The sequence below is a fragment of the Pedobacter aquatilis genome (genome assembly GCF_030409415.1).
Lineage (GTDB): Bacteria > Bacteroidota > Bacteroidia > Sphingobacteriales > Sphingobacteriaceae > Pedobacter > Pedobacter aquatilis.
The window spans coordinates 192,916-208,696 of sequence record NZ_JAUFPW010000036.1 but is presented as its reverse complement, the minus strand read 5'-3'; the positions used below and the strand labels follow the sequence as shown (position 1 = coordinate 208,696).

General features: G+C 36.5%; 10 protein-coding genes. 8 read left to right on the top strand and 2 right to left on the bottom strand.

Annotated features, from left to right (window positions below):
* The first annotated feature begins 244 nt into the window (after positions 1-244).
* The gene (locus QWY86_RS19215) at positions 245-2,332 is read left to right on the top strand and encodes an FUSC family protein (RefSeq protein WP_290244513.1); all 2,088 of its coding nucleotides are present in this window, start codon (positions 245-247) and stop codon (positions 2,330-2,332) included.
* Positions 2,333-2,352: 20 nt separating this feature from the next.
* Here QWY86_RS19215 and QWY86_RS19210 read toward each other — a convergent pair whose 3' ends face one another.
* Both QWY86_RS19210 and QWY86_RS19205 read right to left on the bottom strand, forming a co-directional pair.
* Complete coding sequence (locus QWY86_RS19210) at positions 2,353-4,029, bottom strand: carboxylesterase/lipase family protein (RefSeq protein WP_290244511.1); 1,677 nt, start codon at positions 4,027-4,029, stop codon at positions 2,353-2,355.
* Between the two features lie 108 nt (positions 4,030-4,137).
* Positions 4,138-4,407 carry a hypothetical protein gene (locus tag QWY86_RS19205; RefSeq protein WP_290244510.1) on the bottom strand — a complete coding sequence of 90 codons (270 nt, stop codon included), beginning with the start codon at positions 4,405-4,407 and terminating at the stop codon, positions 4,138-4,140.
* A gap of 493 nt (positions 4,408-4,900) precedes the next feature.
* Here QWY86_RS19205 and QWY86_RS19200 point away from each other — a divergent pair, with 493 nt between their 5' ends.
* The 7 genes from QWY86_RS19200 to QWY86_RS19170 all read left to right on the top strand — a co-directional run bounded on the left by QWY86_RS19200 (position 4,901) and on the right by QWY86_RS19170 (position 14,982).
* Entirely contained in the window at positions 4,901-6,277 is a 1,377-nt protein-coding gene (locus QWY86_RS19200) for a YeiH family protein (protein ID WP_290244509.1), read from the top strand.
* 53 nt (positions 6,278-6,330) lie between these two features.
* Entirely contained in the window at positions 6,331-6,960 is a 630-nt protein-coding gene (locus tag QWY86_RS19195; RefSeq protein ID WP_290244507.1) for a class I SAM-dependent methyltransferase, read from the top strand.
* Positions 6,961-6,968: 8 nt separating this feature from the next.
* Positions 6,969-7,667 (top strand): DUF1826 domain-containing protein, encoded by a 699-nt coding sequence (locus tag QWY86_RS19190; RefSeq protein WP_290244505.1) that lies wholly within the window; start codon positions 6,969-6,971, stop codon positions 7,665-7,667.
* Between the two features lie 24 nt (positions 7,668-7,691).
* Complete coding sequence (locus tag QWY86_RS19185; RefSeq protein ID WP_290244503.1) at positions 7,692-8,480, top strand: SGNH/GDSL hydrolase family protein; 789 nt, start codon at positions 7,692-7,694, stop codon at positions 8,478-8,480.
* A gap of 537 nt (positions 8,481-9,017) precedes the next feature.
* Positions 9,018-12,326 (top strand): SusC/RagA family TonB-linked outer membrane protein, encoded by a 3,309-nt coding sequence (locus QWY86_RS19180; protein ID WP_290244501.1) that lies wholly within the window; start codon positions 9,018-9,020, stop codon positions 12,324-12,326.
* 25 nt (positions 12,327-12,351) lie between these two features.
* The gene (locus tag QWY86_RS19175) at positions 12,352-14,130 is read left to right on the top strand and encodes a RagB/SusD family nutrient uptake outer membrane protein (protein WP_290244500.1); all 1,779 of its coding nucleotides are present in this window, start codon (positions 12,352-12,354) and stop codon (positions 14,128-14,130) included.
* Positions 14,131-14,142: 12 nt separating this feature from the next.
* Entirely contained in the window at positions 14,143-14,982 is an 840-nt protein-coding gene (locus tag QWY86_RS19170; RefSeq protein WP_290244498.1) for an endonuclease/exonuclease/phosphatase family protein, read from the top strand.
* Positions 14,983-15,781: the final 799 nt, after the last annotated feature.

Sequence of the window (15,781 nt, the reverse complement as noted above, 5' to 3'; positions counted from 1 at the left end):
TTTACTTTATTTCTTTGCTACAGTTTATGCATTCATGAGCATTTAATCTTAATATTCTTGTTTTGATTAACCGTGATAAGTTTACTGGCCCAGTTATTCACTTAAATTTTAAGCGTTTCAGATATTTCTTTTGAGTATTGCTAATTATGATGCGAAATTAAATAATTAACGCGTAAAAAAATCATTCTATTAAAATTTAATGAGAGTTTAGTCTTACTTTTGCTGCCTTAATAATCATTCGTTTTTGGATTCTAGCCAGCAAAAATCTTTCGGTCTTAATATAATTTATTTCTTCTTAGGCGAATACTTTTCTGATGCACTGAGAAATACAATTACAATCGTTCTGCCAATAGTAATATTTTATTGGCTTAAGCAACCAGAATTAGCATCTGGAATAGGAGTAGGCGCTTTATTGGTAAGCTTAACGGATTTTCCAGATAATAAATTTAACAAATTTAGAACTGCACTTTATGGTATTGTTGTGTTTTTCCTTACAACAATAATTATCTCGCTTTCTTTGTCCTCTACATTATTGCTTGCCACCGTTATGACGTTGGCTGCATTTGGTTTTTCTATGTTTGCGGTGTATGGCAATCGAATTAGTATAATTGGTACAATGGCACTTGTAGTGTGCTGTTTTGTAATGGGACTTCACCCTAAAAACCCGGTTAATTTTAGCTTTTATATGCTTATTGGTGGTGTTTGGTACTACTTAATAAGCTTGCTGCAAATCTTAGTTTTTCCCTATCGCTCTTTAAATCATGCAATTTTTGAATGCATAATGAGTAGCGCTGTTTTTTTAAAGGCAAAAGCCAGTAATTATGATGTTCAAATTCCTTTTGATGCATCTCAGAAAGAAATTATTAAGCTACACATAAAAGTAAATCAAAAACACGAACTTATTCGGAATTTGCTGTTAACGGATAGGCAAGCTATGTCTCCAGACAATAAAAACGGACAGATTTTATTAGGTAGAGCTTTATTATTAATCGATTTGTATGAGCAATTAAATGCTGTGCATTACGATTATGGGCTTGTACGAGAGGTTTTAAAAAAGTCTTCGCTTGATTTAATGACGAGGCTTTTAAATTTACTAGCCTTTGAATTAGAAGATTTGGCAAGAAATGTACACACTGTTAAATCTGATTTTGCTGGCTACAGCAATCATAAATACAATAATTTAATTGATTTAATAAGAATAGAAGAAGAAAACGCTTCGCCAAACCAAAAGGATATTTTATCTCAATTTGTGGCTAATACTGATGCTGTAGTTCATATTTTGGAGTTAATAAGAACACATACAACTGCAAGAAATTTACAGGCAGAAAACTTAGGTATAATGCCCAATTATCCAGCTTTTGTTACTGTTGATAAATCAACATTAAAGCATCATTTATCTTTTAAATCACCTTTTTTTAGATTTTCTATAAGGCTTGCGTTATGCTTTCTTTTTGGTTTCTTGCTAATCAGCCAATTATCACTTAGCAAATACAGTTATTGGCTATTTTTAACATTGGTAATTGTAGCAAGGCCAAAATTTACAGTTACATGGCGTAGGAATTTGCAGCGCTTATCGGGTAGTTTGGGTGGTATAATTGTCGGTTTGGCCTTAATTTATTTCATAAAAAATCCTGCAATATTGTTGTCATTGTCAGTATTTTTATTGCTCGGTTTCTTCTCTTTTAATAGGATAAACTATACAATAAGTGTTTTATTCATTACTCCGGCGGTTATTTTAACTTTAGGGAGTTACCATGGGCATTTCGATCACATTATTCAAGAGCGTATTCTTTTTACAATTTTAGGTTGTTTAATTGCTGTTTTAGCATCAATATTATTCCCGATATGGGATAGTAAGCAGCTTCGTGATAAAATCAATCAGGCAATAAATTTTACTAAAACTTATTTATTAAGCACAGCTGATATTTCTGAAATTGAGAATAAAGAAACATTGTTGAGGATGTCTCGAAAAGATGCTAACATGAGCTTATCTGCATTGTCTGAAGGAATTGATTCTGCAAGTCAGGAACCGTTTAGAAAAAGGGGAGACCTGAATTCTTTTTATAATATTCAATTGATTATTTATCAGATAAATGCACTAATCACTTCATTAAATATTTTCGATAAGGGCATATCAATTTATGAGCAGGAAATTATCTCCAGAATATTAGAAAATTTGAATGTTAATGATGATGTTAAAGCAAATAAGAAGCTTGATACCGATGATGTTGAACTTTATCAGCCGAAGCCAATACCAAAGAAAAAGCTTGAGCACATTCTATTACTATCAGAAAAATTTAAAGTAAGCTGTATTGGTTTATTGGTTAAATAAGATAATAGTCTATAATGGAACTAATCGGCGACGCCAATTTTTTGCAGCAGAAGATAACGAGCTCTGTTTGAATCAATTTCTACCTCGGCTCCACTTTTTACTCCAATTTTCATGAATTTTGTTGCACTTCCGGATTTAATTTCAGGCCATTTTTCTAAAGTTAATCCATTCTTTGTTTTGCCATTCGGATTAGCATTTTTTATAAAATTTACGAAATAGCCCTGCATTTGATTAGAAACAACATGATCATCAGTCGTCCAGGCGTAATTATCCTGAACATCTAAATTTCCTAATGCGTATTCTATTTCTGCCGCATGAAATGCAGATCCTGTAATAGCGCTATTAATTAATCTCTTTAAAATTTTCTGAAAAAAACTACCATCGTTTATAGCTCTCGATGTTAAGCCTGGATGAGGTTGTGCAAAAAGATAACGATATACCGGCGCTGTTTTTTTCTTTGCATGCAATTCTGCAAGTTGCCAAGAGCCATAATTTATAAGCCAATCACTACCAAGTTTCGAGCCTGCAATTTTTGCTTCAGCTTTTGTATTAACCGGATAATATTGTAAAAGCATATCTGCTTTATCTCCATAAATTTTTCTTACCCTTTTCTCGAAATTTTCAGGCGTAGCCCGTTTTAATCTGTAAAAAGCTAAAGATGGCACTTCATCTGCATTCCAGCCAACCAACAACGGCACATTAGCCTGATTACCATTTTCAAAAGTTTTTAAAGGAAATTCTTTAAGAAAATATCCATCAACTGTGGGTTTAAATCTCCTTGGGTCGTTTTTTGATGCGATTTTTAGAAGCTTTTTCTCATCAATTAGCCTCATTTCTTTAATTGATGATGTTTTGGTTAATTCAGAAAATTCTACACCTAATTTTTCTGCTGATGCTTTTGATTTAATTAAACCTCTCGAATCGAGGAGTGAACTGCTTTGTGCGATTGCAGCCGAAAAAAGATTCCTAGATAATGGCGATGTCATGTGTGCACTAATAGATTGAGCACCTACCGATTCTCCGCCAATGGTTACATTATCTGGGTCTCCACCAAAAGCAGAAATATTCTTTTTAATCCATTTTAGTGCAGCAACTTGGTCCAAAAGTCCATAGTTTCCTGATGCACCATTTTCTGATTCCTTACTTAAATCAGGGTGTGCTAAAAATCCAAAAACACCTAATCTATAATTGATGGAAATGTAAACCACACCTTGCTTAGCCATGCTCTCGCCATCGTATGCAGGTTGTGAACCATCTCCATGTATAAAGGAGCCACCGTGTATAAAAACATAAACGGGTCTACGCTCTTCAGATGAATTTGCTGCGGTCCAAATATTTAGATATAAGCAATCTTCGCTCATTTGCTCAGAGCGGAACTCGTACAAAATACCTGATTTTTGAACCGGGCGAGGACCAAAGTTGATGGCTTTTTTAACGCCACTCCAATTAGTTAATGCTTGCGGAGCTTTCCACCTTAAATCTCCAACAGGCGGAACGGCATACGGAACGCCTTTAAAAGTATGTACACCACTTTGTAATGTTCTACCTTCTAACTTTCCACTCGCGGTGGTAACAATGATTCCATGAATTTTCTCTTTAGAAGATTGAGCAATTGCAGTTTTAGATAAAGAAAAAAAGAAAATTAGAAATAGAGTTTTAACCGTATTACGAAACATAATTTTTTTGAGGAACTTCATATTATGTTTCAAATATAAGCAAACTAACATCTTAGCTTTAAGAAGCTTAAATTATGGTTAAAATTTTACAAAAAGCTAAGTTCAAATAAGATACGTGTGATTTACACTCTAGTTACAAACCCGCTTAGTATTCTTTGTGATAACATCATATATTTCTTTTGCAATATCCGTTTCTGCGAGCTTTGTAATTATTGCATAAACTGGATTTATAATTATTGAAACCAGATTTTCGTGTTCTGTTTTGATGTTTAAAGTTTTTTTATCAGCACTGAAAACTGTTTTTACATGAAATAAATCTGCCGAAATTAATTCCATTTCGTGTAAATAATTATTAACTGAACGGTTAAAAGGGATGTATATATATTCTTTGCTTGCCATAATTTTTTAGAGGTAAAACTATTTAACAATTGTTTTTAGAAAAGGTTGCAATTATTTATTTTATCGTAATCTTTTCAGTTGTATCTTCACCTTGATTACGTCAAAACCATCAATGCAATTACAATGAGGAAAGAAATAAAAGAAAATTATTCTATTTATATTGATGGAAAATTGACTCAAGTTACTACAAATCAAAAATCTATTATTGGCTTCTCTTCCGGAAAGTAGGATTTAGTAAAAGATTATATTAAAGAGAAGAAGCTTGATCTTAATAATGAAAAGATATAATTGTGCTTTTATTAAAATTTTAATTTTTCCAGAAAAAAACTTGATTTAAAAAATTATTCCATCTTGCATTTATTTGTGTAACAAAATATAATCAAAAGACATTATTTGTTGTTTTACAAGTATTTTTATTTTTTGATCAAATCAATCAGTTTCTTTCCAATAGAAATTGATAAACACTATTTAGATTAAGCAAGCTTTAGATAAAATGCCGACAGAAAAACAAGATTTAGAAAACAGCAGCGCTTTAACAGATTCTGGCATTACGCCAAATAAAAAAACATTTTTACAATCCATTACCGAAGATTGGTGGGCATTAATTTTAGGCGCTTTTATTATTGGCATTGTACTTTTGCTGAATGCAAATGCTTCAAGTTTCAGTTTGCCTGTTTACAAATGGAGTAGCAAGGCAGATTTATTTGAAAAAATTCTATCCGTAGGTAATCTATTATCAATTGTTAAAACAGGTTTTGCTTTTTTAGCATTAGCCGGAATTTCTATTTTCTTGTCAGGAGGGAATATCCGCCGGTTTGCTGCGGGTTTTCTATTTATCTACATTTTGGCCACGCTATCTTTCATCATCGGCGGAAATAAGAATGTAGCCTATTATGGCTTAGAATACGTTGTGTTTGCTTTATTAATCGGTATACTGTTGGGTAATCTTCTTAAGCTACCACCTTGGCTAAAAGAAGCTGTTCGCTCAGAATTCTATATAAAAACTGGTCTTGTTATACTAGGCACAACTATACTTTCAGCAGACTTAATAAAAGCTGGTTTACCGGGAATTATTCAAGCTATAATCGTTGTTAGTGCGGTCTGGTTTTTTTCTTTGTGGTTAAGCAGAAAGCTAAAAGTTGATGATGAATTTGGAATTATATTAGCCTCAGCAGTATCCATTTGTGGAGTTTCGGCAGCAATAGTTGCAGCAGGTGCAATAAATGGCGATAAGAGAAAACTGTCTTACGTTACTACGCTTGTATTGATAATGGCCATCCCAATGATGATAATATTGCCCTGGGTGGTTAAGTATTTCGAAATCCCGGAAGTAATTGGTGGCGCATGGTTAGGCGGCACATTAGATACAACTGCAACTGTAACGGCTGCGGGTGATTTGATTGGACCTGTAGCTGTTAAAGCTGGTGTAATCGCTAAATTCTCCCAGAATGTATTTATTGGGGTTGCTGCTTTTTTTATTGCTATTTGGTGGGCTTACCAAAAGCCAAAAACTGATGGAACCGAAGTAGAAAATATAAAGGTCGAAAGTCCGGGTTTAAAAATTGTTTGGGAACGTTTCCCTAAATTTGTTTTGGGCTTTATTGGTGCATCGCTTGTATTTTCTTTTCTCCTCTCTGTAGAAACTGCAAAAAGCGTTGCACCGGTTTTAAATGGCATCCGAACCATTTGGTTTGCACTCGCTTTTATTGCAATTGGTATGGAAGCTAAATTTTCATCACTGGTAAAATTACAAGGTGGAAAACCTGCACTTACATTTGTTACTGCCCAAATTTTTAACATCATCTGGACACTTTTATGGTCGTACATTTTATTTGGTGGTTATTTATTCCCAGTTCCAGATTTTAAATAACGCATCAATAAAGAACTAATATGCCTGATAAATAAAATCTTTTATATTTATCGATGATGAAGAACACAGCGAGGCAAATTCGAGAAATTTATGGAAACATAGATATCTATCTTTTCGACCAGCTGATGAAAGGTACTTATGCTGATTGCAACACCATCCTTGATGCGGGTTGTGGCAGTGGTAGAAATTTAGAATTCTTTTTACGCCAGGGATGTGATGTTTATGGAATTGATAAAAGTGCCGAAGCAATTAATGCTGTTCAACAGTTGGCTTCAAATTTCTGCTCTGAACCATTGCATGAGCATTTCATGGTTGCCGATGTAGAATCATTACCTTTTGCTAATGAATCTTTTGATTTAGTTATCAGCAGTGCAGTTTTGCATTTTGCAAATAACCTAAAGCATTTCGAAGCAATGGTTCACTCCATGTGGCGTGTGTTAAATTCTGGCGGTTTTCTTTTTGTTAGACTTGCTTCCGATATCGGAATAGAATCTGGGATTAAATCTCTTGGAGATGGGCGTTATGTTCTTCCGGATGAAACGGAAAGATTTTTAGTTAGTGAAGAAATGCTTTTAGAGCTAACCAATAATCTTGGTGGTGCGCTTTACGAACCAATCAAAACGACTAACGTTCAAGGTTTAAGGTGTATGACAACTTGGTGCATTCAAAAGCTAAATTCTTAATTCAAATTATGGATGATAAAAACTTTGGGAATAGACAAGTAAAAATAGTTTCATCTTTTGAAGCGCTTGCAAGTACAAAATTTCAGAATGAAATAAATGCAATATGCTGGCAAAGGCATTTAATTGGCGATTTTAAGGAAATCAGTTTAAAACTTCAGCTAAAAGAAAACATAACCGAAATCTCCATTGATGAACTCCATGACTTACAACTATCAGAAAAAGGTAAATTGGCAAGAGATATTATCCTAAACGACATAAAATCTTTAACGGATTTTGGCTCATCACCAAGCCTAAACCTGCTTAAGCATTACCAAAGAGATGAAGAATTCGATTTTATATCAACAGATGTGTATTCCTATCACGTCGATCGTTCACCCATTGATACAGATACTTTTTTATGTACTTATTATGGAGCTTCAAGCGATATTATAGCCAATAATCAGGTTGAACAGAAGATTCTTATCCCTGAAATAAGACAAAAACTTAAAGAGTTACATGGTGGAGCAGAAATAGAATTTGAAGATTTTTTAAAGGAATACTTTTTTGATTTGCATTATCAGCCTAAACCCGAAGCCAAACCGACCAATTTGGGTATTGGTCATCTTTGGAAACTTGCCGTAGATTATCCTGGTCAACAGGTGCTGCCATGTGTTCATCGGGCACCAAAAGAAAATGATGGCGAATACAGGTTGCTCCTAATTTGTTAAATTCGATACATTAATCCACATAAAATGAAACATAACTCATCCAGACGTACTTTTCTTGTGTCTGCAACGCTCACCGCTGCATCGCTTAGCTTATTTAATAAAAGTGCGAAAGCTCATTTAAGCTCAACCTTTTTTCAATCTGAAGATAAGAAGGACATGACCGTTTTATTTCAGGGAGATTCTATAACTGATGGGCTCCGGGGTAGAAATGCAGACCCAAATCATATTATGGGGCATGGCTACGCATTTTCAATAGCCAGTCGTTGGGGTGCAGATTTTCCTTCAACAAGTCTTTTGTTTTACAACAGGGGGATAAGTGGTAATCGGGTAAGTCAGCTTCAAGCCCGTTGGCAAACCGATTGCTTAGATCTCCATCCAAACTTACTTAGTATTTTGGTTGGCATTAATAATGCAGCAAAGCTGATGGAAAAGCCCGAATCAGACATTAAGGACATTGATGCATTTGAGCTTACCTATCGTGATATATTAGCACAAGCTCGTAAACAAAATCCTCAAATACTCCTCGTTCTTTGTCTACCTTTTTTAGCGCCAGTTGGTAAAGTAAAAGAAAAGTGGGAGCGTTATCAATCAATTGTTAATGAACTTGCTTCACGAGTGAAAAAGCTCGCTGTAGAATTTGACGCTGTTGTAGTCGATTTCCAAAAAGTGTTTAAAGAAGCTTCCAAAAAGGCTCCGGATTCTTACTGGATATGGGATGGGATTCATCCAACAGTACCAGGTCATGAATTAATGGCCCGTGAATGGCTAAAACAGGTGAGCAGCCGTTTGAAATTCTTAAAAACATATCGATAAATTGAAGAAGAAACGTTTGAAATTTTTATCAATTAAAAGCTTTTCAAACTGTTCTATTACGTTAATTTTATAACGATAGATCACTGTAATCTTTCTCGAAATTTAAGTATTTATTTGGTTTTCTTACAACATTAATTACAAAACATATATAAGCCCTTAGCCTCAATTATCGCCACCCGGTCTCAGTTAGCATGAAAAATCCAGCTTAATAATTATTAATTTAATGAGTACTGTAAAGATTTTACTGCTCCAATCTTAAGGTGCAATTACAGCAATCGAAATCAATAATCTTATTCATAACCATCTTAATATCTCCGTACATTATTTGCTAGATATTTTACTTGCATAGATACTAGCAGATATCGATTTTCATTGGTGAAGTATGGACCACAATTTCTTTTGATTAACAAAAAAAACAAAAGTTAAGATGTTAAACTAGCTTAACATTAGCTTCATATTCTCGGAATAACTTTGGGAATAAATCCATAGGGGATAAAACTAAAACCTTTTAGTTAAACTAAACAAATTAATTAACTAATGAAAAAACCTTTACTGCAAGTGAGGCGAATTTTGCTATTTTCATCTATAGCCTGCTTGCTTACAAATGCGATTGCGGTGCCTGTGCTAGCGGCCTCGTATTCAAGAAATACATTTCTGGAAAATGCTAAACAGGGATCGGGAACGATATCCGGTAAAGTTGTGGATGAGAAAGGCGAACCACTTCCTGGGGCCAGTATTTTAATCAAGGAAATCAATAAGGTTGTCCAGAGTAATCCAGATGGTACATTCACAGTTCCTGTACCTTCAGGTAGCTATAACATCACGGTTACCTTTATTTCTTATGCTACAGTTTCTTTGAGTAAAATCGTGGTAAAAGCGAATGAAAATACACCGCTTAATATTACCATGAAGGGCGAGTCAGGTACTTTGAATGAGGTACTTGTAGTGGGATATGGAACGCAAAAAAGGGAAAATGCAACTGGAGCAGTTGATCAGATAACTTCCAAAAATATCGAGAACCGCCCGATTACCAATTTGACTCAAGGTTTACAAGGTTTACTTCCTAACTTGAACTTAAAAATGCTCGATGGTAAGCCCACGCAATCACCTAGTTACAACATTCGTGGTACAACCTCAATCGGTCAGGGTGGCAGTGCATTAATTTTAATTGATGGCTTTGAAGGAGATCCAAGCCTACTAAACCCAAATGATGTTGAAACAGTTTCAATTTTGAAAGATGCGGCATCAGCAGCAATTTACGGTGCTAGAGGTGCATTTGGGGTAATTTTAATTACAACTAAAAAAGCGGAAAAAGGACGCACTAACGTTGCCTTCTCTTCTAACTATTCGATTAAAAGTCCATTACAGGTTCCTGATTTTGTAACTGATGGATATACCTGGGCAAAAATGTTTGCGGAGGCATTTGTAAATGGTGACGGTGCTTTTCCACAGAATGCCAACAAAACCCAGAAATTCTCTCAGGCTTATTTAGACGAATTCAAGCGCAGGGCTGAATCCGGCCAGCCGTATAATCAAATTGAAGTTAACCCAACAACCGGAGAGTATACCTATTATGGCAGCACAGATTATTATGCTGAATTATATAAAAAGAATACCGCTGCAATAGAAAACAATCTTTCTGTAAGCGGCGCAAGTGATAAAGCCTCTTACCTGGTTTCAGGTCGTTTTTTAAATCAGGATGGTTTATTCAAGTACAATAGTGATGATTATGATATGAAAAACATAAGAGCCAGAGGTTCTGTTCAGGTATTTCCATGGCTTAGCATCGAAAATAACGCAGATTACTCTATCATGAACTACCACAATCCAATAAATGTTGGTGAAGGTGGCGGTATCTGGAGAAACATTGCAGATGAAGGTAAACCTAGTATGCCAATTTTCAATCCTGATGGTTCATTGACTTTTGCAGCGGCTTACACTGTTGGTGATTTTATTTACGGTAAGAATGGTATAGATACCCGTCGCCAGGTATTTAGGAACATTACTGGATTACGAAGTAATTTCTTTGACAATAAGTTTCGTGTGAACGCCGACTTCACTTTCAGAAACACAAATAATAATGTCGAACAGAAAAGAGTTCAGGTTCCATATAGCAACTCGCGTGGCGTAACTTCTTATATCGGTACCACAACAAACGACTTATCATTCGATTTAAGGGAAACCAATTATTTGGCAACTAATATTTTTGCTGAATATGAAAATCGTTTCGGAACTGACCATTACCTGAAGGCGATGGTAGGCTACAACTATGAGCAATCAACTTACAATAGAACCGCTGTGCAGCGTAACGGGATTATTTTTGAAGATGCTACAGATTTAAATCTGGCATTGGGTCAATCCATAGTTACTGGTGGTGGTTATGAGCAATGGGTAATACTGGGTGGTTTTTCAAGATTAAATTATAGTTTCAAGGACCGTTATCTATTAGAAGTTAACGCCCGCTATGATGGCTCATCAAAATTCCCATCTAATCAGCGTTATGGTTTCTTTCCATCTGTTTCGGGGGGGTGGAGAATCAATAAGGAGTCTTTCTGGAATGTATCAGATAAGGTTATTTCTGATTTAAAAGTAAGGGCATCTTATGGCTCATTAGGTAATGGCAATATTGCATCATACGCTTTTCAGGAAATTTTTAATGTTAGCCAGTCTGGCGTTATTTTAAATGGTTCGCGTCCACAAACAACACGCAACCCTGCTGTATTGCCTGATGGGTTGACCTGGGAAACTTCCACAACCACAAACGTTGGTTTGGATTTAACTATGTTATCCGGCCGTTTAAGTTTTACCGGAGATGCCTACAGCAGAAAAACTACGGATATGTTTACCACCGGACTTACACCTCCGGCTGTATTTGGGGCTGATGTACCTAAGGGTAACTACGCCAACTTAACTACACGCGGATGGGAGGCTTCGGTGAGCTGGAACGACAAAATTGGGAGAGGGGATAAGCCAGTAAGGTATAATGTAAGGTTAACCCTTGCGGATAATAAAACCAAAATCGATAAGTATAACAACCCGGATAAGCTATTGAGCGATTATTATGAGGGACAGACCTTGGGCGAAATATGGGGTTATGAAACAGAAGGCTTCTTTATAGATGAAGCGGATATTGCTGCTCATGCCAAGCAAGACCCGCAGATGAGGGCTTCTCCGACCGGAAGATGGTTTCCTGGTGATATTAAATTAAGGGATTTAAACGGCGATGGTTTAATCAATGTTGGCGAAAATAAAGTCGGAAAATCTGGAGATAGACGTATTATAGGCAATTCGGCACCAAGGTATATGTATGGCATTAACCTTGGAGCAGACTGGAATAACTTCTCTTTCGCTGTTTTCTTTCAAGGCGTGGGTAAGCAACAATGGTATCCTAGTACAGAAACAGAAATGTTCTGGGGTCAGTATAACAGGCCATACAATAACGTGCCTACATTCCATTTAGGTAACATGTGGACGCCGCAAAATACAGACGCTTATTTTCCAAGGACGATGTCGAGAGCCGCCTCTAGTAACACCAATCGTACCCTTGGGGTAGCACAAACCCGTTATTTGCAAAATGTGGCTTATTTAAGAATGAAGAATATTCAGGTAGGTTATAATTTGCCAAGTAAGTGGATTAACCGGATTGGTGGCAGAACTGCGAAAGTATTCTTCTCAGGAGAGAACCTGTTTTCTTACTCGCCGATGTATAAGATCGTAAAAAATACCATTGACGTTGAAAATGCAGTGCCTGCAGACCGGGATTTGAATCCTGGTAGTACAAACGGAGATGGCTATAATTATCCATTAATGAAGAGCTTCTCGTTTGGTTTAAATGTTGGATTCTAAGCTATTGGCTTATAAAAATTTAAAAATGAAAAAATATTACATATTGATTTTATTAGGTTGCCTTGGTTTTGCAGCCTGTAAAAAGCTTGATCAGCAGCCACAGTCTACAGCTTCCAAACAGGCTATTTTTGGTACAGAGAATGGTCTAAAGCTTTATACCAATTCATTTTATGGAATGGATTTCCTTCCTAAGAACTCGACAAGTCAGGATGCAATGTCTGATTATCTGGCGGTACGTTCCGTACAAGATTTTATTCGGGACGGTGCATTCGGCGCTAATAATAGTTCAGGGTGGAGCTGGAGAGATTTGAGGAACATTAATTATTTTATCGTCAATTGTAATGACCCTGCTGTCCCTGCTTCAGTTAGGAATAACTACCTCGGCATAGCCCGTTATTTCAGAGCCTATTTTTACTTAGATAAAGTAAAGCGCTTCGGTGATGTGCCCTGGATTGGTAAACCGCTAGATATTGATGACCAGGCTTTAATTGGGGGGCGTGATAAAAGGGAATCGGTGATGGATTCTGTATTGGCAGATATTAATTTTGCCTGCGCAAATATTCAAACCACTACTGACCCGAGCCGTACAACCATTACCAAATGGGTGGCACATGCTTTTAAATCGAGGTTATGTCTTTTTGAAGGAACATTTAGGAAATACCATACTAATTTGAATTTGACTGGCACGGCAAATCGCTGGTTACAGGAATCTGCATCTGCTTCAGAGGAAATTATTAAGAATGGCGGGTTTTCGCTAAATACGGCTGGTGGACCAGGTGTATCTTATCGACAGGTATTTACCAGTAATACCCCTGTCGCCAACGAAGTTCTGCAGGCAGCAGTTGCCGATGTTAATCTGGGTGTTCTGAATGAGGCCAATTGGTGGTGGACGAGTGGAACCTATGGTGCAAAGGCAAGTTTCACCAGAACATTCATTAACACTTATTTAAAATTGGATGGGACCCCTTATACCAACGACCCGGCTTACCGTACAATGGTTTTCAAGGATGAGGTGAAGAACCGTGATTTAAGGTTAAAGCAAACCATCCGTTTAGGAGATTATAAGCGAATCAGTAACGGACAGCAGGTTCCCGCTCCTCCAGTCTTCTCTTACACTTTTACCGGTTATCAGCCTATAAAATGGACTTTGGATGATTTATATTATGATGCAGGCGCTCTGAATACAAACGCAGTTGCTTTGTACAGGTATGCTGAAGTTTTATTAAATTTTGCCGAAGCTAAGGCAGAACTGGGAACTTTAACCGATGCAGACTGGGCACTCACCATTGGTGCATTAAGGGCAAGAGCAGGAATAACTGGTGGTTTAAATGCAAAACCTACAGTTGCTGATCCTTACTTAATAGCAAATTATTTCCCTGGTATTTCTGATGCCACCTTGCTAGAAATCAGGAGGGAAAGAGGAATTGAATTAAGTCTCGAAGGTTTGCGCTTTGCGGATATCCTGAGGTGGAAGAGAGGTACACTTATGGAGCAGGAGTGGAACGGATTTTATGTGCCATCTTTAGTAGCGCCTATGGATTTAAATGAAGATGGTATACTGGATGTGGCTTTTTATCAGGGCACGAGACCAACACCTGCTGTTGCTGGGGTAACTTATGTAGATGTTTCAGCAAGTATTGGTACGGCTGTTAATTCTCAATTATTAAGAAATGGCACCTCGGGTGAATTAACCTGGATGAAAGAAATTCCAAGAAAATGGAATGAACGTAATTACTATTATCCTATTCCGTTGAATGACCTCCAACGAAATCCAAATCTGAAACAAAACCCGGGTTGGGAATAAACGATATTAAATATGAAAATAAAATTAATAGTGGCTAATACCATGCTTTTCTTCGCAACACTAACAGTAGAAGCGCAGCAGATTACAATTGGTACATTTAATATTCGCTATGACAATCCAATGGATAGCGGAAATCTATGGGTAGAAAGGGCACCTGTGGTATCCAATCTTATCCGGTTCCATAAGTTTGATATTTTAGGTGTTCAGGAAGCATTAAAAAATCAACTAAAAGATATTGGCAGCAGATTACCTGAATATGATGTTTATGGAAAAGGGCGTGATGATGGCAAGGATGGGGGAGAGCATTCTGCTATTTTATTTAAAAAAGACCGTTTCAAATTAATTAAAAGCGGAGATTTCTGGTTATCTGAAACTCCTGATAAGCCTAGTAAAGGTTGGGATGTGACCTGCTGTAACCGGATTTGTTCATGGGTTTACCTGCAGGATTTGAAAACAAACAAGCAGCTTTATGTTTTTAATGTTCATTATGATCACCAGGGTAAAGTTGCCCGCCAGGAAAGCAGTAAATTAATTTTGCTAAAGATTGCAGAAATTGCTGGATCGATCCCAACACTTCTAACCGGTGATTTTAATGGTGGTAGAGATAGTGAATGGTATCAGCGTTTGGCCACTTCAGGGAAGGTAACGGATGTGTATTCAAAAGTCAAATTTCCTTATGCGAATAACTCATCTGCCAATGGTTTCAAAATGCCTAAAGGACAAACTGTAATCGATCATATCTTTATGACCAATCAGTTTTCAGCCAGCAGGTGGGGAATTTTAACAGATACATATTATGGTAAATTTCCTTCTGATCATTTCCCGGTTTTAGCGGAGGTGGAGCTTAAATAAGCTAGATTCTTAATGTGTAAAAGCAAAGGGGATGCTTAGGCAACCCTTTTGTTGTTTAAGGCTTTATGACAACTAAAATTTTACACCGATGGGGAGCCATGTAGGTACTTTTCTCTAACAGCTAAAGATGATTTAAAGTAAAGTGCACAATTGACTTTCATGCAAATTTAATAAAGGCATCGGTTATTGTCCTTATTCAACGATACAATCCATACGGTCGCGATCAAGCTTAGTAGCGCAGTTGATATGCCTAGTTCGGGTGCGGCCAAGGTGAAGGAAGAAAGTATTGCAATGGTGGAAATGGCTGCGGCAAACAAAAATGGGATAACTTTTTTCATCAATTAAATTTGAAAGAAGTAGGCCAAAAACTGAACCAATTTTGATGATATTTTATACTTAATTTTTAATATTTCTTTATCCTGACAATTCTACTCAAAAAGTCAGTTTTAGGAATTGGATTTAGCTGATTTGTTGACTAACACTATTTTGGTAGTGTTAATTCTGAGCAACCTTTTAAAAGAAATAATTTCAATACTAGGAGACGATAGACCCAAGCGCATGCCCTAATTTAAGGTCAAAAAAGTTGGCTGGACATTTTAGAATGAATTGGCTCAGCTAATATCCCAAGTTTTAAAATATTTTTCAGTGTCCGATTTTACTTAACTATCCTGTCACAAATAATTTTTATGATTTCCAAAATTGGGTGGCCCAAAATCATACCTGCAACACCCCATATAAATTTGCCCAAAACAATTGATAGTATTATAAACAGTGAATTTATATTTACCTGCTCACGCTA

Bases quoted from the DNA above. Each gene is read 5' to 3' on its own strand.
- QWY86_RS19210 (WP_290244511.1), bottom strand. From the start codon at position 4,029: ATGAAGTTCCTCAAAAAAATTATGTTTCGTAATACGGTTAAAACTCTA.
- QWY86_RS19205 (WP_290244510.1), bottom strand. From the start codon at position 4,407: ATGGCAAGCAAAGAATATATATACATCCCTTTTAACCGTTCAGTTAAT.
- QWY86_RS19200 (WP_290244509.1), top strand. From the start codon at position 4,901: ATGCCGACAGAAAAACAAGATTTAGAAAACAGCAGCGCTTTAACAGAT.
- QWY86_RS19195 (WP_290244507.1), top strand. From the start codon at position 6,331: ATGATGAAGAACACAGCGAGGCAAATTCGAGAAATTTATGGAAACATA.
- QWY86_RS19190 (WP_290244505.1), top strand. From the start codon at position 6,969: ATGGATGATAAAAACTTTGGGAATAGACAAGTAAAAATAGTTTCATCT.
- QWY86_RS19185 (WP_290244503.1), top strand. From the start codon at position 7,692: ATGAAACATAACTCATCCAGACGTACTTTTCTTGTGTCTGCAACGCTC.
- QWY86_RS19180 (WP_290244501.1), top strand. From the start codon at position 9,018: ATGAAAAAACCTTTACTGCAAGTGAGGCGAATTTTGCTATTTTCATCT.
- QWY86_RS19175 (WP_290244500.1), top strand. From the start codon at position 12,352: ATGAAAAAATATTACATATTGATTTTATTAGGTTGCCTTGGTTTTGCA.
- QWY86_RS19170 (WP_290244498.1), top strand. From the start codon at position 14,143: ATGAAAATAAAATTAATAGTGGCTAATACCATGCTTTTCTTCGCAACA.